We start from the raw sequence: 17,165 nt of genomic DNA, 5'->3' as shown, positions 1-17,165 counted from the left end.
GAGCCCCAAGGCCCACGGGGTACTGAGTCAGGTTCTGACTAGATGTCGAACCGGTCGGCGTTCATCACCTTGGTCCACGCCGCGACGAAGTCCTTGACGAACTTCTCCTTGGCATCGTCCTCGGCGTACACCTCGGCCAGCGCCCGCAGCTGCGAGTTCGAGCCGAACAGCAGGTCGACGCGGCTGGCGGTCCACTTCGGTGCGCCGCTGGCGCGGTCGGTGCCGACGTAGGTGCCGTCGTCGTCCGACGACGGGGCCCACTTGGTGGACATGTCGAGCAGGTTGACGAAGAAGTCCGTCGTCAACGCCCCCGGCTTGTCGGTGAACACGCCGAGCTTGGTGCCGCCGTAGTTCACATCCAGGACCCGCAGACCGCCGATCAGCACCGTCAGCTCCGGACCGGACAGACCGAGGAGGTTGGCCTTGTCGATGATCCGGTACTCGGGCAGCAGCGGATCGCCCTTGCCGACGTGGTTGCGGAAGCCGTCGGACAGTGTCTCCAGCCAGGCGAACGACTCCTCATCGGTGCTGTCCTGGGTGGCATCGCCGCGGCCCGAGGTGAACGGCACCGCGACATCGAAACCGGCGTCCTTGATTGCCTTTTCGAGGCCGACGACACCGCCGAGGACAACGAGGTCGGCGAACGACGCCGCCACACCGGCCGAGGCCTGGATCTCTTCGAGCTTCGCGATCACCGGCCGCAGTTCGTCGGGCTCATTGGCCTCCCAGCCCACCTGCGGCTGCAGTCGGATCCGGCCGCCGTTGGCCCCACCGCGCAAGTCGCTGGAGCGGAACGACGAGGCCGCCTTCCACGCCGTCGAAACCAATTGCTGCACCGTCAGACCCGAGCCGGCGATGGCGGCCTTGAGGGTGGCGACATCGGCATCCGAGAGCGGGGTGCCGGCCGGAATGACGTCCTGCCAGATCCACGTCTGCTTGGGCACCAGCGGCCCGAGGTAGCGGTTGACCGGGCCCAGGTCACGGTGCAGGAGCTTGAACCACGCCTTGGCGTATTCCTCGGCGAGCTCCTCCGGGTGATCCAGCCAGCGGCGGGTGATCTCGCCGTAGACCGGATCGAACCGCATCGACAGGTCGGTGGTCAGCATCGACGGGTGGGTCTTCCCGGTGCCCTGTGCCATCGGCACCGAGTTGGCCCAGCCGCCGTCCTTGGGCTTCCACTGGTTGGCCCCCTGCGGGCTCTTGGTCAGCTCCCACTCGTTGCCGTAAAGGATCTCCAGGAACGAGTTGTCCCACTTGGTCGGGGTGTGGGTCCATGTGACCTCGAGGCCGCTGCTGACGGTCTCGTTGCCGACGCCGGGGTTGGCCCAGCCGAGGCCCAGCTGCTCCAGCGGGGCGGCCTCGGGCTCCACGCCGTTCTCGATGTCGGTGGCGCCGTGGGCCTTACCGAAGGTGTGGCCACCGACGATCAGGGCCGCGGTCTCGACGTCGTTCATCGCCATGCGGCCGAAGGTCTCGCGGATGTCGATGGCGGCGGCCAGGTAATCCGGATTGCCTTCGGGGCCTTCGGGATTGACGTAGATCAGACCCATGTGGCTGGCTGCGAGCGGATTCTCCAGCTTGGTGCGGTCACCCTTGCCGCCGGCGTAGCGGTCCTGCGACCCCAGCCACTCGTGCTCGGCGCCCCAGTAGACGTCCTCCTCGGGCTCCCAGTAGTCGGGACGGCCGAAGGCGAAGCCGGCGGTCTTGAAGCCCATGTGCTCCATGGCGCGGTTGCCGGCGTAGACGATCAGGTCGGACCACGAGATCTTCTTGCCGTACTTCTTCTTCAGCGGCCACAGGAGGCGGCGCGCCTTGTCCAGGCTGACGTTGTCGGGCCAGCTGTTGAGCGGGGCGAAACGCTGCATGCCGCGTCCGCCGCCGCCGCGACCGTCCTGCACGCGGTAGGTACCCGCGGCGTGCCACGACATCCGGATGAAAAACGGCCCGTAGTGGCCGAAGTCCGCGGGCCACCAGTCCTGCGAGTTGGTCAGCAGCTCGTCGAAATCGCGCTCGAAGGCCTCGAAGTCGAGGGTCTGCACGGCTTCGCGGTAGTCGAAGCCCTCATCAAGCGGATTGATCGCCGGGGGGTTCTTCTGCAAGATCTTGAGGTTGACGGCGTTGGGCCACCAGTCCCGGTTGCTACCTCCCTCGACAGGCGGCTTGATGCGCATCGGGCAACCGCTTTCGGCGGGCTCGGTCTGTGCTTCTCCGATCGGAGGGTGAGTTTCCTCAGGCACTGCACTTCCTTTCGAGGGTGGTGAATTGTGCTGCGATCACGGATGTGATCGTGAAGTTGTGGCTGCCGCGCAGTCGGGGCACATGCCCCAGTAGATGACCTCGGCCTCGTCGACGACAAAACCGTCGAGCACGCCGTGAGTGTCCGACGGGGTCAGGCAGGGCGCTTCCCCGGTGGCACAGTCGATGTCGGCGATGGCGCCGCACGAACGGCACACGACGTGGTGGTGGTTGTCTCCCACGCGGGTCTCGTACCGGGCCACCGAACCCGAGGGCTGGATCCGGCGGATCAGCCCGGCGGTGGTCAGTGCGGCCAGTACGTCGTAGACCGCCTGGCGGGAGACGTCGGGCAGGATCGCGCGGACCGCGTCGAAGACGCTTTCGGTGTCGGCATGCGGACGTCCCGCCACCACCTCCAGGACCGCGAGGCGGGGCCGTGTCACACGGAGATCTGCGGAACGCAGCTGCTCCGTGTAGTCGGTCGTCACGTGTTCACTTCTACGCGCTTTTTTGGACTGAGTCAAGACTTGAGAGTGATGTGTGTCACGAGAATTTGCGGCGGGAAACCGGCGACGATGTCATTGGCAGAGGTCAAAGCCGTTGTTCCGCAGACACTTTAGGCGACCCGGCGCGCCCGCGCAGGAAAATCGCCCGAACCGGCGAATCGCGGGTGCCCAGTTCGCCGCCGGCTGTAGTAGCTGAGGCTGAACGTATGCACAGAGTTTGCCGACGGCCGCCTAAACCGCGTCGCGCGATTGTTAATCTGCTGCATATGCAATGCAGCGTGACAGGCCCTCCGGTTCGCCGGCCGGCTGACGCGGGAGACCTCGGGTAGCCGCATGACCGCTGCCGGACAAAATCACTATTACTGGCTCACCTCGCTGCTCGCCGTCCGCGGCCTGCAGACCAGGACCTGTCGGGTGATCGCCGCACTCAACGCGGTGCTCGGGATGGTTCCCGTGGTGCTGATGCTCAGCCCCGCGGGTCCGCACGGCCCGGTGCGCCAGGCGATCGCCGTCGCGGTGGGGGTCTTCGCGCTCGGCGTCGGCGCCGTCTGGCTGCGCCATTCCTGGCCCTCGCAGCAGTTCTCGGCGATCTCGGTGACCCTCGGCGCGATCCCGATGAGCGCGGCCTGCCTGATCATGACCGATCCGATGCTCGGGCTGCTGGCGACCAGCGCGTTCATCTTCTCCAGCGGCTATGTGGCCTTCCTGCACCGCCCCAGCGTGCTGGCCGGCCCCTGGCTCCTCGGTGGGCTCACGCTGGGATACCTCGGAATCCGGGTCGCGTCGCACGACCCCGCGTTGGCGGCGTGCGCCGTCCTGATCATCGCGCTGCTCAACGTCTTCGTGTTCTTCACGTGCCGCGTCGCGATCGGGCTCAGCTCGACGGACATCCACCACAGCGAGATCGAACCGCTGACCGGGCTGCTCAACACCGACGGCCTGTACTCGCGCGCCGCGAACCTGCTCGCCGCCCGCAACCGGCAGGACGACCGTCACATGGTGCTCGCCGTCGTCAGCATCGACAGCTTTCCGCTGCTGTCGTCGATGTCCGGCCAACGGCGCGCCAACCGGGCCCGCATCGACGTCAGCCAGGCGCTGCGGGAGACGGTGCGCCGCAACGCCATCGCCGCGCACATCTCCGACAGCGACTTCATCGTCGCGGACACCTTCACCAGCCCCGATGCGTCACCGCTGATCGACCGCGTGCAGGGCGCCATGAAGTCCACACCGTCCCGCGTGACGGCGAGTATCGGCGTGGTCTGCACGCCGCTGGCTCCGCTTACGGTGCACCCGCCCGAGATCGTCATCGACGCGCTGCTGGCCGCCGCCGAGGAGGCCATGGAACGCGCCCGCGAGGACGGCGGCAACGACGTCCGCTACGACGTGCGGGACGACCTGCCGATCAACGAGTAGGCAGTTCGGCCCGGATCCGCGGTGCGATGAGGCCCGCCAGGTAATCGTGCCCGGCGTCGGTCGGGTGGACGCCGTCGGGCGCGATCAGGTCCGGACGGTCGACGAACCACCGCTCGGCGATCGGGTCGATGAACGTCGCGCCGGCCATCCCGGCCTGCATGCCGAGTATGTCGCGGATCTGCAGCACCCCCGGCGGTACGTCGGCCGTCGGCCATGGCGGCCCGATCACCAGCAGCTTGGCGCCGGGTGCCGTCGCCCGCGCCTGGGCGAAGGCGTCGTGCGCCATGCCCGACAGCTGCACGAGGTCGGCGCCCTGGTCATTGCGGGAGCCAAAGAACACCACCAGCGCGTCGTCCGGACGCACTGCACGCCGGGTGAGGTCCAGGAAGATGCTGCCGTGATCGCCGCGCACGACGTATCCGGCCCGGCCCTCGGCGGCGACGTCGGCGGTGATCGGAACGCCCCACGCCTCCAGGTTGCGGCCGGCCTGCGCCGGCCAGCTGTGCGGGCCCTGGCCGCCGAAGTTGGTGCCGTTGGTGTACGAATCGCTGATCACCGCGACGCGGTCGGGCATCCCCGGGCGCACATTCCGGTACGCGTGTGCCGGACCGGGCGCGCCCACCACGGACACCGCACACAGCGCAGCGGTCAGCAACAAGGTGGTCAGATGGCGCACTGGTCTCCCATGATCACTCGGTGGTAGGACGGATTCCGGTCAGCCCGCCCGCTCGGCGCGCTTTTCGTCGTCGTCAGATATCGCCTGCAGCTTGCGTTGCGTTACAACGGCTTTCGAGCCGTCCGCCGGACCGACCATGCGGCGCATCCAGTGCCGCGCCGGTTCTTCGACGTAATGGAACAGCACGACCGCACCGGCGAACGAGCCGGCCAGCAGCGCCAGGACGATGAACTTGGTGCTCCAGCTCGGCAACATCTCGATGCGGTACTGCGCCGCGGCCCAGTTCCAGCCCTGGTGCACGAGCTCGTGGACCATGTACAGGCCGAACGACACCTTGCCGCCGTAGACCATCACGCGGGTCGACAACAGCGCGGGCAGGGTTCCGGTGCCGACCGACAGGGCCACCACCAGCGGCAGGAAGAAGACGTCGACAAGGCCGAAGTCGTCGCGGATGGTCGGGATCGGATGTGCGTCGAACCAGTACACGAGGCCCACGATGAGGGCCAGCAGCACCACCGACAGCACCCCGGCGATCGTGCGGCCCCGATCGGTCAGGTTCAGCTTGCGAACGGCGGCACACGCCAGGGCACCCGCCGTGAACTGCAGGATGATGCGCGGCAGCCAGCTCCACGGCGTGTAGAACTCGCCCGTGGCGGCCAGGAACAGCAGCGGCGGCAGCGTGACGGCGAAGGCCAGCCACAGCAGCGTGCGCGCCCGGCTCGCCCGGGCCACCCGGAACAGCACGATGACCAACAACCCGAACAACAGGTACGCCAGCCATTCGGCGCTGATCGACCAGGCCGGGCCGTCCCAGCTGGAGTTGTCGAAGTACGGCACCACCCACAGCTGGACCAGGAACAGCTGACGCAGGTAGTTGGGGCCGGTGAGGGTGGCCGCCTCCGGCGACGGGAAGTCGCCGACGTTGAGCGTGAAGATGATCCAGGCCACGGCAAGATGCATGGTGACCAGATAGACGGGCCAGACCCGGGCCAGGCGGAGCCACAGGAAATGCAGCGTCGCCCGTGTCGACCAGGCCGGCCCCATGCGCTCGAGGTAGTTCCAGGTGAGGACGAACCCGCTGAGGATGAAGAACAGATCGACGCCCTGCGCGCCGCAGTCGAGTATCGGGGCCAGAGCGTCGCTCAGGGGCGGTGACGCCTGCTTCAACAGCGGACGGAAATGGAACAGCACCACCCACACTGCGGCGACGATGCGCAGGCCGGACAGTGCCTTGATTTCACCGCTCGGCACAACACTCATGACGGGAAAAGGGTAACAGCGGCGAACACCCGGGTCCCGATGGGAAACCTGTGACTTTTCTTGGATGACACTCCCGAGCGCGTGATACCCGGCCGATTTTCTTTTCCCAAGAATGGCGTGTCCGTGCAGTAACTCTGCTCACAGAAATCCAATGAGGAGCGCCCGAGGCTGGAATATTCGGCCGCTCAGGAGCATTCTGTAGACATGCTAATTAGGCGGAAATTCACGACATCGGCGGTCGCCGCGGTGGCCGCCACAGCAGCGATAGTTGCCGCTCCGGCCGCAGCGATGACCCTCACCGGGAGCATCGGCGCGGACCGGACCGTGGTGGCCGACAACGGCTACGGCGGGCCCGATGGCCAGGGCGGCGGCGGTGGCTGCGGCGACGGTGCGAACTGGCGCGGCTGCGGCGGTTGGAACCCCGTCACCGGCGGCTTCGGACACGGTTGCTTCAACGGCATCTGTGGCGGCTGGGACGGCACCCGGGGCTGGGGCGGATAACGACGCATTTGCTCGCACTGCGCGATCATTGCGTTTTCCCTATTCACGGTGCTGAATAGGAATTTGCTCTCGGCGCCGATGGGGCTTCCCACGCAGTAATTGCATTTACTTCACCCGGGAAATCCCTAAGCTCGCGGCCATGGATCTCCCGAGCCCGCGACCCGACGCGCCACATCTGGCCGACGTGGTGCCGGCCGTGCTGTCCGCGATGGGTGTGGCCGGTGCCCGGCTCGACGGCGTGCACCAGCCCATCGACCTGCCCGGCAGTGTTCGCGGCGCGTGCGTCCTGCTGATCGACGGTCTCGGTGCGCAACTCCTCGACACCTACGCCGACGACGCTCCGGTGTTGGCGGGACTGCGTGGACGGAACCTGCGCGTCGGGTATCCGTCGACCACCAGCGCGGGTCTGGCGGCGGTGGGAACCGGCCGGCGCTCCGGCGAACACGGCATGGTCGGTTACTCGTTCCGGATTCCCGACCACGGCGTGGTGAACGCGCTGCGCTGGACGCCGCACCCCTTCGGCGCCGATCTGCGCGACGTGCTGGTGCCCGAGGACGTGCAGCCCCTGCCGACCACGTTCGGTCAGGCCACCGCCGCCGGCGTGGCGGTGAGCGTCATCTCGGGCGCCGAGTTCACCAATTCGGGGCTGACCCGCGCGGTGCTCCGCGGCGGCCAGTACGTCGGGGTGCACCGGCTCGGCGACCTCGCCGCCCGCGTGCAGCAGGCCGTCGCCGACGGCGGCTTCTGCTACGGCTACCACGCCGATCTCGACATGCTCGGCCATCTGTACGGCGCCGGGTCGACGGCGTGGCGAATGCAGTTGCGGCAGGTGGACCGGCTCGTCGAATCGATCGTCGAGGCCTTGCCGGCCGGCGGGCTGCTGGCGGTCGTCGCCGACCACGGCATGGTCAACCTCGACGAAGCCCACGTCGTCGACATCGATGCGTGTCCCGAGCTGCTGGACGGCGTCGTCGCCGTCGCCGGGGAGGCCCGGGCGCGGCACGTCTATGTCGCGGCGGGAGCAGCCGATGCGGTCGCCGACGCGTGGCGAGAAACGTTGGGCGCCAAGGCCTGGGTGCGCACCAAGGAGCATGCCATCGCCGAGGGCTGGTTCGGCGCGCGGGTCGGTGACGCGGCGCGCAGCCGCATCGGCGATGTCGTGGCAGCGGCCCGGGACAACGCCGGACTGGTACGTCGGACGGTCGAGCCTCTTGAATCTGCCCTCATCGGGCAGCACGGATCATGGACAGATGCCGAGCAGCTGGTTCCGCTGCTCATCGCTTCCGGTTGACCGGGACTATTCGGGCTTCAGATGTGCGTCGTCGGCGAAAACGAGAGTGCCACTGTCCAGCAGGACAGCCCAGCGGCGCGCCGCGTCGACAATATGGTCTTCACCGACATCGACCGAATAGCCCGCATGATCGCCGTAGTCCTCCACGATCACACCACGCACGTCTTTGGCGTCGCCACGGTTTACGCGAACCCGCATGTCAACGGCGAACTTGGCGTTCCTACCCATAACCACCCCAGCATTTCTGGTAATCACCGCAGGTACGGAACCTCGGCCCACCGACCTCTGCCCCGACGTCAGTAGGTACCGAACTTTAGGCCACCGCGACCACAGCGGCAAAGCAAACACCCCTGATTGACAGGTAGATGGTACGCGTCGTACCAAGCGGCGTCGGCTACCGTCTTCGCCGTGATCGTGCTGCTGCCGCCCTCGGAGACCAAGCGCCCAGGTGGCGACGGACCGCCGCTGCGGCTCGGGGCGCTCAGTGTGCCGGAACTCACGCCGCTGCGCACGGCGCTGCTCGACGAGCTCGTCGAGCTCGCAGCCAACCCGGAAGCCAGCCGCAAGGCCCTCGCCATCTCCGCGTCGCAGGACTCCGAGATCCAGCGGAACGCGGAACTGCGCAGCGCCCCGACGATGCCGGCCATCGACCGCTACACCGGGGTGCTGTACGACGCCCTGGACATCGGCTCGCTGCGCGGCGCCACCGCAACCCGTGCCCGCGCACGGCTGGCAGTCGGATCGGCGCTGTTCGGGCTGCTGCGCGCCGACGACCAGATTCCGGCCTACCGGCTGTCGGCATCGTCGAAGCTGCCCGCCGGCGGGACCCTGGCCAGCCGCTGGAAGCCGGTCCTGGAACCCGTGCTGGCGCAGCTGCAGCAGCAGGAGCTCATCGTCGATCTGCGGTCCGGCTCATACGAGGCGCTCGGCAAGATTCCCGGTGCGGTGACCGTCGACGTCTACACCGAACATCCCGACGGGCGGCGCACCGTCGTCAGTCACTTCAACAAGGCTCACAAGGGCCGGTTGGCCCGAGCGCTCGCCGGCAGCCGCGCCGAACCGGGCGACGCCGCCGCCGTCGCTGCCGTCGCCCGCCGTGCCGGGATGCGCGTCGAACGCGACGGGTCGCAGTTGACGGTGGTGGTCACGGCGTGACGCCGGCGGTCTGCGATAATGGTTCGTGAGGGGAGTATTCCTTCGCCGCAGTGTCGTCATCACGTTGTCCAATGTCGGGCAGCCGGTGCTGCGGGCCGCTACGGCGGTGGTAGAGACCTCGGTCGTTCACTGACGCCCGGAGGCACCCTCATATGAATGTTTCGACGCTGGAATGGTCCATCACCCTCGGGGTGACGATCGCCGTACTTCTCTTCGACGTGGTGGTGATCGGCCGCCGCCCGCATGAACCGACCACCCGCGAAACCGCCGGATATCTGGCGCTGTACATCGGCCTCGCGATCGCGTTCGGCATCTGGGTATGGCAGTTCCACGGCGGTCAATACGGTGTCGAGTACTTCGCGGGCTGGCTCACCGAGTACAGCCTCTCGATCGACAACCTGTTCATCTTCCTGATCATCATGGCCAGCTTCAAAGTGCCGCGAATCTTGCAGCAGGAGGTGTTGCTGATCGGCATCATCCTGGCGCTGATCTTCCGTGGCATCTTCATTGCCCTTGGCGCCGTTGCCATTTCGAAGTTCTCGTGGATCTTCTACCTGTTCGGCGCGTTCCTTGTGTACACCGCGATCAAGCTGGCCCGCGACACCGAGCACGACGACGACGCCGAGAACTCGATGGTGCGGTTCGCCCGCAAGTACCTCAAGGCCTCGGACCAGTGGGACGGCAGCAAGCTGCACACCGTGGTGAACGGGAAGCGGGTCCTGACCCCGATGATCCTGGTCATCGTCGCGCTCGGGACCACCGACCTGTTGTTCGCGCTCGACTCGATTCCGGCGATCTACGGCCTGACCCAGGAGCCGTACCTGGTGTTCACCGCCAACGTGTTCGCGCTGATGGGTCTGCGCCAGCTGTACTTCCTGCTCGGCGACATGCTCAAGCGGCTGGTCTACCTGTCGCAGGGCCTGGCCTTCATCCTCGCGTTCATCGGCGTGAAGCTGGTCCTGCACGCACTGCACGAGAACACGCTGCCGTTCATCAACGGCGGTGAGCCCGTGCACGTACCGCAGATTCCCACGCTGCTGTCGCTGGCGGTCATCATCGTCACGCTCGTCGTGACGACGGTGGCGAGCCTGTGGAAGACCCGCGCCGACAGCAAGGCCGTCGCCGGCTGACCAAATCAACCGGTCACGGTTGCCAGATCGCTTGCGCGCCAGCAGGATGCCCTGGTGACCGATCTCGTGGACGATGCCGTCGGGCAAGCGCAACTGGTGGCCGGCGGGGCGGTGAGCAGCGCCGAGCTGCTGGAGGCCGCGATCGCCCGGCTCGAATCGGCGCGCGCGCTCAACGCCGTGGTCACCGATCTGTTCGACCGCGGCCGTGAACAGGCCCGCCGGCTCGATGAGTCCGGCGTGCTGCGCACCGGCACCGCCGGACCGCTGGCCGGGGTGCCGTTCCTGCTCAAGGACCTCGGGGCGTCGCTGGCCGGCGCCCCGGAGGCCATGGGGTCACGGGCGCTGCGCAGCCATGTCGCCGACCAGACCGCCTGGATCGTGCATCGGTATCTGGACGCCGGGCTGGTGATCTTCGGCAAGACCAACACCCCGGAGTGGGGCAACCACTGCACCACCGAACCGTCCCTGTTCGGGCCGACTGTCAATCCGTGGTCACCGGAGGTCACCCCAGGCGGATCGAGCGGAGGGTCCGCCGCCGCCGTCGCGGCCGGCATCGTGCCCGCCGCCTCTGGTGGCGACGGCACCGGCTCGATCCGGGTGCCGGCATCATGCTGCGGCGTCGTCGGCCTCAAACCGCGCCGCGCCCGCACCTCGTTCGCGCCCAGCGCCGGGCACGGGCTGGAGGGGCTGGTCAACGAGCACGCCCTCACCCGCACCGTCCGCGACAGCGCGGCGCTGCTCGATGCCGTCACCGGTAGTGCGCCGGGCGATCCGTACTCTGCGCCCCGGCCCGCCCAGTCGTTCCTCGACGCCATCGCGCAGACGCCGGCGGCGCAACGCATCGCGATCGCGGTGGATTCGCCGTTCCCGGGGCCGGGCACCGACCCGCAGGTCGCCGCCGCTGTCGAGGCCACCGGCGCGCTGCTGGCGGGCCTGGGCCACCACGTCGAGCCGTCGGCGCCGAGCATCGATCCAGACGCTGTCGCCGACGCCGTCGCGGTGCTGCACCGGGTCAGCAACGTCCAACTGCATGAGCTGGCAACGGCGCACCTGGGCCGCCCGCCACGCGAAGACGAATTCGAACCGAGCACGTGGATGATGATCCGCGAGGGATTCACCACCACCGGTCTGGCCTACGCCGAAGCGATCGCGGCCGTCCACGACCAGACCCGGCGGTTCGCCGCCGGCATGGCCGGCCACGATGTCCTGCTGGTGCCGACCCTGTTGTCGGGACCGCCGCCGTACGGCCTGCTCGATCAGCCCCGCGCCAGCACCCGGGAGTTCTTCGACGTCGAATTCGCCACCACCGGCTGGACGTCGCTGGCCAACGTGACGGGCTGGGCCGCCATTTCCCTGCCGCTGGGCCGCACCGCGGACGGACTGCCGATCGGCGTCCAGCTGATGGCGCCGGACGAGACCATCTTGCTGCAACTGGCCCGGCAGCTGGAGCAAGCCGCGCCCTGGGCGCACCACTACCCGCGCCACTGAGCCCGCCCGTTGCGGCGTGCGACAATTCGGCCATGGTCATGTCGATCGATCGCCCGAAGCTGGAAGGCAACATCGCCGTCGGCGAGGACCGCCAGATCGGTTTCGCCGAGTTCGGGAACCCGCAGGGGCGTGCCGTGTTCTGGCTGCACGGGACGCCCGGCGCGCGCCGCCAGATCCCGACCGAGGCCCGCAGCTTCGCCTCCCGCAACAACATCCGGCTGATCGGCATCGACCGCCCCGGCATCGGTTCCTCGACGCCGTACCAGTACGAGAACGTGCTCGGGTTCACCGAGGACCTGCGGACCATCGCCGACACCCTCGGCATCAACCGGTTCGCGGTGATCGGCCTGTCCGGCGGTGGCCCGTACACGCTGGCCACGGCGGCCGCCATGCCCGACCGGGTGGTCATGGCCGCGGTGCTCGGCGGCGTCGCTCCGCTGATCGGCGAGGACGGCATCAGCAGCGGCCTGATGGAGCTGGCCAAGATCGTGCGGCCGATCCTCGAGGTCGCCGACACCCCCATCCGCTGGGTGGCGGGGTCGCTCATCAAGGTGATCGCGCCGTTCGGCTCCCCCGCCCTGGACCTGTACGCGCGCATCTCCCCCGACGGCGACCGCAACCTGCTGAGCCGCCCCGAGTTCAAGGCGATGTTCCTCGACGACCTGCTCAACGGCAGCCGCAAGCAGCTGGCCGCGCCGTTCGCCGACATTGTGGTGTTCGCCCGCGACTGGGGCTTCCGACTCGAGGACATCAAGGTGCCGGTGCGCTGGTGGCACGGCGACGCCGACCACATCGTGCCCTACGCCCACGGCGAGCACGCGGTCGCGCGCATCGCCGACGCCGAGATGTTCACGCTGCCGGGCGAGAGCCATCTGGCGGGTCTCGGTGTGCCCGAGGAGATCCTGACCAAGATTCTCGAGGTCTGGGACGCCGACCTGGCGGACCAGTAAGGCCGGTCAGACCGTCACAGGCTGACCGCTGAGTACGCGGCGCAGCATGTGCATGGCGACGGTCGTCGACCGCTCCCGGATGTCGGCCCGGTTGCCGGGCAGGTGGATCGTGCGCGTGTGGGTCGCACCGTCGGCCAGCCCGACACTGAAACACACTGTGCCGACCGGCTTTTCGTCGCTACCACCGCCGGGGCCGGCGATGCCCGTGATACCCACGGCGACGTCGGCGCCGAACCGCTGCAGCGCGCCGGCCGCCATGGCCTCGGCCACCGGTTCGGACACCGCACCGTGGGCCGCGATCAGCGCGGGATCGACGCCGAGCAGGTCGGCCTTGGCTTCGTTCGAATACGACACCACGCCACCGGCCAGGTAGGCCGAGGAGCCGGGCCGGTCGGCCAGGCGCGCCGCCAGCAGACCCGCCGTGCACGACTCGGCCGTCGCGATGGTGCGGCCCGAAAGGAGTTGCGCCACATGGTCATCGACGAGTGCGCCGTCCTCGGAGAAGACGTCGTGCGGATGACGCGCACGCAGCAGCGCGGCCAGTTGCCGGTAGCTGTCGGCGGCGTCCGGTTCGTAGCGGGTGACGATCTCCAACTCGCCGCGACGCAGACACGTCGTGATCTCCAGCCCCGCGAAGCCGGGCACCAGGGTCTCGGCCTCCCGCAGGGTCTCGGCCAGCCCGGACTCGGGTAGCCCGAACATCCGGATGGTCTCCTGGCGGTAGACGGTGCGGCCGGCGATCGCACGTTGCGCCGTCGGCGTCTCGATGGCCCGGCTCCACATCGGCCGTAGCTCGCGGGGCGGTCCGGGGAGCACGATCACCGTCGGTGCGCCGCCGCCGCGGGTGACCACGACACCCGGTGCCGTGCCGACGGGGTCGAGGATCTCGACGCCGTCGCCCGCCGGCACGAGTGCCTGTTTACGGTTGGCCGCCCGCACCGCCTCGAAATCGGCGCCCGGGAACCGGCCCATGAAGGACCGCAGGATCTCGGCGATGCGCTCCTCGAGCGCTTCGTCGAGCACCAGCTCGCGACTACAGAACTTCGACACCACGGCGACGGTCATGTCGTCGGCCGTCGGCCCGAGCCCGCCACTGGTGACGATCAGGTCGACACCTTGTGCGGCAAGGAAATTCAGTTGCGCATCGATGTCCTCGGGCCGGTCACCGCAGATGGTGATGTGGGCCAGCTCGACGCCGAGTTCGAGCAGCCGGTCGGCCAGCCACGGCCCGTTGAGGTCCTGGACCCGGCCGGTGAGAACTTCGGTCCCGGTCACCACGATGCCCGCACGCACGCCCATGGCGATCAGGGTACGGCGCTGCGGGCCGGGTCAGACCGCCAGCCAGGCGCGCACGGTGTCGAGCTCGCGCGTGTACTGCTCCATGATGTCGTCCTGGAACCGCGTGCCGCCGCTGATCGCGTCGTCACCGCGCCAGATCACGCGGACCCGGGACGCGCCACGCAGGTAGACGTCGACGCGGTCGTCCGTGTGCCGCTGCCACCCGCTTGCGGCGGTGCGCTCGGCCAGTGCGGAGCGTTCGTCAGCCATGTGTTTCTCCTTCACGTCGACTCACCATCATGTCCTATGCGCCCGGTCTCGGGACCCGCGGTACCGCGTCGGGCGCCGCGGGCCGGACGTCGGGCTCGGCCAGACCGGGGTCGGCCACCGAGGCCCGCGCGGCGGCCTCTGCCGAGTCCTGCGGCGGACGGCCGCCGGTCACCGGCACCGTCACGGGTGGCGTGTTGTAGCCGCCGACCCGGACCCAGCCCGCGTTCACGCCCGGTTTCGGCACCAGCCCCCGGACGTGCGCGGTCTCCCCCGGGTACACGGTGACGTAGTTGTCGCTGTACTCGATGGGCAGGATTTCGTCGGCATCCGGCGCGGTGGTCAGCTCGGCCCGATCGAAGAACGCGACCTGCTTGGTCGGGTTGCGCAGCGTGATGTCGACGACCTGCTGGCCGTCACCGTTCACCGTGCCGGCGGCGCTGACCTCCAGGCGGGCCTTCGTCATGTAGTTCAGCGGCGTCATGTCGGCCCACGCGGTCTGGTGCAGCTCGAAGGCGACGTCCTTGCGGGGGTCACCGATGTCGTCCTGCTGCGACTGCCAGTAGTCGTTGTCGGCGATGACCTCGCCGACCGGGTTCACCAGTTCACACCGGACGAAGAACACCCGGGAATCGGGCACCATCCGCGGCAGCGTCAGCGCCACCGCGGCGGCACCGGAGGCGACGTCGTACGGGTCGCTGGTGCGGTCGTCGCGAAGGGTCCCGTTGATGTCGTACACCCGTGTGCGCACGCGCAGGCCCACCGCGTTCTCCGGGCTCTGGTTGGTGATGCTGACCTTGGCGGTGCTGTGGTCGCCGGTCGCGTACGAATCGAACGTCACCGACAGCGGCTGCAGGCCCTTCTTGGCCCCGTAATAGGCACCGCCCGGCCGCAGGTAGTAGTCGAAGATGTTGCCGAAGAACGACGGCCAGTGGTTGTTGAGCATCCAGTAGATCGTCATCTTGTGGTCCGCCCAGCCCAGCGCGGCGAACGACTCGAACTGGGCCCGTGTCGCCTCGTAATGGGCGAGCTGGGCCTTGCGCGTGAATTCCTCGGCGCCACTGGATGATCCGTAGCGCTGCACGACGGCGTCGCGGATGCTGGCCAACGCCTCGTTGCCGGGATTGGAACCGGCGTGGAAGTACCACATGTCGTTGATGGGCCAGAGCTTGTCCGGCGGGATGAACTTGCGCAGGCTCGCGAACGGCGGGATGTGTTCGTTGTCGCCCTGTTCGGCCGACGCGCCGCGTGCGGCGGCGTAGTCGCCGTCGAACCAGTACGCCGGGGGCCGCCACGTATAGGGACCGGCCATCTGGATACCGTCCCACAGGCGGTTGCCCGACGAATCGGTCGTGTACGACGACACCGTGTCGACAACGGCGTTCTGCCAGTGCAGCTTTCGCAGAATCTCGTGGTACTGCTCGAGGATGTCGGCGGGCGGGTGCCCGTCGCTCGCGTTGGCCCAGACGAATGCCGACGCGTGCGATCGCAGCAACATGATCTGCGAGCGGAGGCTGTCCTGCGCGACCCGGTGGTCCTCCTGGCCCCACTGTGGCCACTTCTCCCACTGGTTACAGCACATCCAGCCCACCATGAGTGGGATACCCAGTTCGTCGGCCCGCTCGATGAAGCGCGCGCCGGGAATCTTGGATTCCATCCGGATCATGTTCAGACCCAGATCCTTGACGTAGCGCAGGATCGCGTTGTCGCGGTCGGGGTCGTCGCGGTACAGCAGGTCGGGGGTGTACGTGGCCCCGCGCGCCAGGAAATCGCGGCCGTTGACCTTGAGGTAGAAGTTGCCGCCGGAGCCCAGTTGCGGGAATTCCTCGCTGCCGTCGCGACCCTGCTCGATGGAGCGGATGCCGAAGCGCTGCTTCAACTCGTCGGTGGCCTGGCCGTACTGCAGGAACTGGATCCGGAGGTCGTAGAGGTCGGGCCGGCCCATGGTGTAGGGCCACCACAGGTCCGGATGGGAGACGCGCAATGCCTCGTAGTCGCCGGGACTGAACGTGACATCGCGGCTCTCCCCCGGCCCGAGCGAGACCGGCTTCTCGATGTCGATGTCCGCCTTGCCGGCGCGCGTGATGGTCGCCCGCACGACACCGTTGACGCGCTGGTCGGAGTAATTCGTCAGGCCCGACCGGACGCTCAGCTGCGCGCTGTCGGTGCGCGGCAACGGCAGCTGGCTGTTCACGGTCGCGTCGGTGATCGCCACGTCGCCGGACATCTTGAGGGTGACGGGCTTGAGGATGCCGGCGTTGCGGTCCGCCACGAACGAGTTGCCGTTGGCCGGGTTCTTACCGGGGCCCTGATACCCGAGGTAGTTCCAGTTGATCCAGTCGAACCAGCTGTCGGCCAGCTCGACACCGTCGACGTCCTGCAGCGCGCGCTCCGGGGTGACCTTGACGGCGAGCGTGTTGGTCCGGCCGCGGTCGACCCACTTCGACACGTCCAGGGTGTGGTCGACGTACATGCCCGCGACCTGCCGGTTATCGGCGATCTGATGCCCGTTCAGCCAGATCTCGGCGCGGTAGTTGATGCCGGGAAAGTTCAGCCGGTAGGTCGAGTGCCCGGCCGGTGCGACGAACGTCGTGCGGTACCACCAGTCCTGCTTGTAAAGGTCCTGCGGCACCTTGGTCAGCAGGTTGTCGCCGTAGTAGAGGTCCGGGTAGGTGCCGTCGTCCTGCAGCGCCTGCAGCACGGTGGACGGCATGTGCCGCACCTGGTGCCAGCCGGCGCCCGCCGCGGGGAATCCGTCGAGGCTGAGCTGCGCTCCGGTGGCGACCAGGCCCTGCGCGGACGCCAGCTGCCAGCCCTGTGCGAGCTCGACCTCTGCGGCCGCGCTCATGGGCTTCAGCAGGCGCGGCAGATCACCGGTGCACGCGAACAGCAGCACCAGAGACACGACGGCACCCAGCACTGCACCGCGGCGCAACTCGGTTGATATAGCCCTGCTCCCTCCGAGAACATCAGCATCTGAACGCGCTTCTACAACCGAATGCGCGATGTGGGGGC

Annotated in this window: 15 protein-coding genes; 7 read left to right on the top strand and 8 right to left on the bottom strand. The window is 68.2% G+C overall.

What is annotated here, in order from left to right; genetic code table 11:
* Positions 1-38 precede the first annotated feature (38 nt).
* Together katG and H289_RS0107990 are read right to left on the bottom strand one after the other, a co-directional pair.
* A complete protein-coding gene (gene katG / locus H289_RS0107995; RefSeq protein WP_029104934.1) occupies positions 39-2,237 on the bottom strand; it encodes a catalase/peroxidase HPI in 2,199 nt (732 codons plus the stop codon).
* 36 nt (positions 2,238-2,273) lie between these two features.
* Positions 2,274-2,723, bottom strand: coding sequence for a Fur family transcriptional regulator (locus H289_RS0107990; protein WP_020100248.1), 450 nt, complete (start codon positions 2,721-2,723; stop codon positions 2,274-2,276).
* 351 nt (positions 2,724-3,074) lie between these two features.
* On the opposite strand from H289_RS0107990, the gene H289_RS0107985 reads away from it, so the two are divergent.
* Positions 3,075-4,154: a GGDEF domain-containing protein gene (locus tag H289_RS0107985; protein WP_020100247.1), complete on the top strand. Its 1,080-nt coding sequence runs from the start codon at positions 3,075-3,077 to the stop codon at positions 4,152-4,154.
* On the opposite strand, the gene H289_RS0107980 is transcribed toward H289_RS0107985, so the two are convergent.
* Positions 4,144-4,830, bottom strand: a complete 687-nt coding sequence (locus tag H289_RS0107980) for an Rv0518 family GDSL lipase (RefSeq protein WP_020100246.1) — start codon at positions 4,828-4,830, stop codon at positions 4,144-4,146. The two genes, H289_RS0107985 and H289_RS0107980, sit on opposite strands and share 11 nt — an antisense overlap.
* A gap of 39 nt (positions 4,831-4,869) precedes the next feature.
* Positions 4,870-6,090, bottom strand: coding sequence for an acyltransferase family protein (locus H289_RS0107975; RefSeq protein WP_020100245.1), 1,221 nt, complete (start codon positions 6,088-6,090; stop codon positions 4,870-4,872).
* A gap of 204 nt (positions 6,091-6,294) precedes the next feature.
* On the opposite strand from H289_RS0107975, the gene H289_RS0107970 reads away from it, so the two are divergent.
* Positions 6,295-6,591, top strand: coding sequence for a hypothetical protein (locus H289_RS0107970; protein ID WP_029104933.1), 297 nt, complete (start codon positions 6,295-6,297; stop codon positions 6,589-6,591).
* Positions 6,592-6,730: 139 nt separating this feature from the next.
* A complete protein-coding gene (locus H289_RS0107965; RefSeq protein WP_020100243.1) occupies positions 6,731-7,882 on the top strand; it encodes an alkaline phosphatase family protein in 1,152 nt (383 codons plus the stop codon).
* Positions 7,883-7,888: 6 nt separating this feature from the next.
* Here the strand turns inward: H289_RS0107965 and H289_RS0107960 are convergent, their stop codons facing one another.
* Positions 7,889-8,110, bottom strand: a complete 222-nt coding sequence (locus tag H289_RS0107960) for a hypothetical protein (RefSeq protein ID WP_036420312.1) — start codon at positions 8,108-8,110, stop codon at positions 7,889-7,891.
* A gap of 180 nt (positions 8,111-8,290) precedes the next feature.
* Between H289_RS0107960 and yaaA the strand changes: the two genes are divergently transcribed.
* The 4 genes from yaaA (at position 8,291) to H289_RS0107940 (ending at position 12,605) form a co-directional block, all read left to right on the top strand.
* On the top strand, positions 8,291-9,037 hold the full coding sequence (gene yaaA, locus H289_RS0107955; protein ID WP_020100241.1) for a peroxide stress protein YaaA: 747 nt from the start codon (positions 8,291-8,293) through the stop codon (positions 9,035-9,037).
* 152 nt (positions 9,038-9,189) lie between these two features.
* Positions 9,190-10,167, top strand: a complete 978-nt coding sequence (locus H289_RS0107950; protein WP_020100240.1) for a TerC family protein — start codon at positions 9,190-9,192, stop codon at positions 10,165-10,167.
* A 54-nt stretch (positions 10,168-10,221) separates the two neighbouring features.
* The gene (locus tag H289_RS0107945) at positions 10,222-11,655 is read left to right on the top strand and encodes an amidase (protein WP_020100239.1); all 1,434 of its coding nucleotides are present in this window, start codon (positions 10,222-10,224) and stop codon (positions 11,653-11,655) included.
* A 32-nt stretch (positions 11,656-11,687) separates the two neighbouring features.
* Positions 11,688-12,605: an alpha/beta fold hydrolase gene (locus tag H289_RS0107940; RefSeq protein WP_020100238.1), complete on the top strand. Its 918-nt coding sequence runs from the start codon at positions 11,688-11,690 to the stop codon at positions 12,603-12,605.
* Between the two features lie 6 nt (positions 12,606-12,611).
* On the opposite strand, the gene H289_RS0107935 is transcribed toward H289_RS0107940, so the two are convergent.
* Genes H289_RS0107935 through H289_RS30010 form a run of 3 tightly spaced genes read right to left on the bottom strand, consistent with a single transcriptional unit; the run spans position 12,612 to position 16,998 of the window.
* Positions 12,612-13,904 (bottom strand): competence/damage-inducible protein A, encoded by a 1,293-nt coding sequence (locus H289_RS0107935; RefSeq protein ID WP_020100237.1) that lies wholly within the window; start codon positions 13,902-13,904, stop codon positions 12,612-12,614.
* A gap of 30 nt (positions 13,905-13,934) precedes the next feature.
* Entirely contained in the window at positions 13,935-14,153 is a 219-nt protein-coding gene (locus H289_RS0107930) for a hypothetical protein (RefSeq protein ID WP_036420352.1), read from the bottom strand.
* A 34-nt stretch (positions 14,154-14,187) separates the two neighbouring features.
* A complete protein-coding gene (locus H289_RS30010; RefSeq protein ID WP_502685698.1) occupies positions 14,188-16,998 on the bottom strand; it encodes a glycoside hydrolase family 2 protein in 2,811 nt (936 codons plus the stop codon).
* Positions 16,999-17,165 lie beyond the last annotated feature (167 nt).

The organism is Mycobacterium sp. 360MFTsu5.1 (assembly GCF_000383495.1).
In the GTDB taxonomy this organism is placed as follows: domain Bacteria; phylum Actinomycetota; class Actinomycetes; order Mycobacteriales; family Mycobacteriaceae; genus Mycobacterium; species Mycobacterium mucogenicum_B.
This window is presented reverse-complemented; position numbering and strand designations above follow the sequence as displayed.

What these genes read in the sequence shown, in the direction of transcription:
- H289_RS0107985 (WP_020100247.1), top strand. Translation starts at nt 3,075, where the DNA reads ATGACCGCTGCCGGACAAAATCACTATTACTGGCTCACCTCGCTGCTC.
- H289_RS0107975 (WP_020100245.1), bottom strand. Translation starts at nt 6,090, where the DNA reads ATGAGTGTTGTGCCGAGCGGTGAAATCAAGGCACTGTCCGGCCTGCGC.
- H289_RS0107970 (WP_029104933.1), top strand. Translation starts at nt 6,295, where the DNA reads ATGCTAATTAGGCGGAAATTCACGACATCGGCGGTCGCCGCGGTGGCC.
- H289_RS0107965 (WP_020100243.1), top strand. Translation starts at nt 6,731, where the DNA reads ATGGATCTCCCGAGCCCGCGACCCGACGCGCCACATCTGGCCGACGTG.
- H289_RS0107960 (WP_036420312.1), bottom strand. Translation starts at nt 8,110, where the DNA reads ATGGGTAGGAACGCCAAGTTCGCCGTTGACATGCGGGTTCGCGTAAAC.
- H289_RS0107950 (WP_020100240.1), top strand. Translation starts at nt 9,190, where the DNA reads ATGAATGTTTCGACGCTGGAATGGTCCATCACCCTCGGGGTGACGATC.
- H289_RS0107940 (WP_020100238.1), top strand. Translation starts at nt 11,688, where the DNA reads ATGGTCATGTCGATCGATCGCCCGAAGCTGGAAGGCAACATCGCCGTC.
- H289_RS0107935 (WP_020100237.1), bottom strand. Translation starts at nt 13,904, where the DNA reads ATGGGCGTGCGTGCGGGCATCGTGGTGACCGGGACCGAAGTTCTCACC.
- H289_RS0107930 (WP_036420352.1), bottom strand. Translation starts at nt 14,153, where the DNA reads ATGGCTGACGAACGCTCCGCACTGGCCGAGCGCACCGCCGCAAGCGGG.
- H289_RS30010 (WP_502685698.1), bottom strand. Translation starts at nt 16,998, where the DNA reads ATGAGCGCGGCCGCAGAGGTCGAGCTCGCACAGGGCTGGCAGCTGGCG.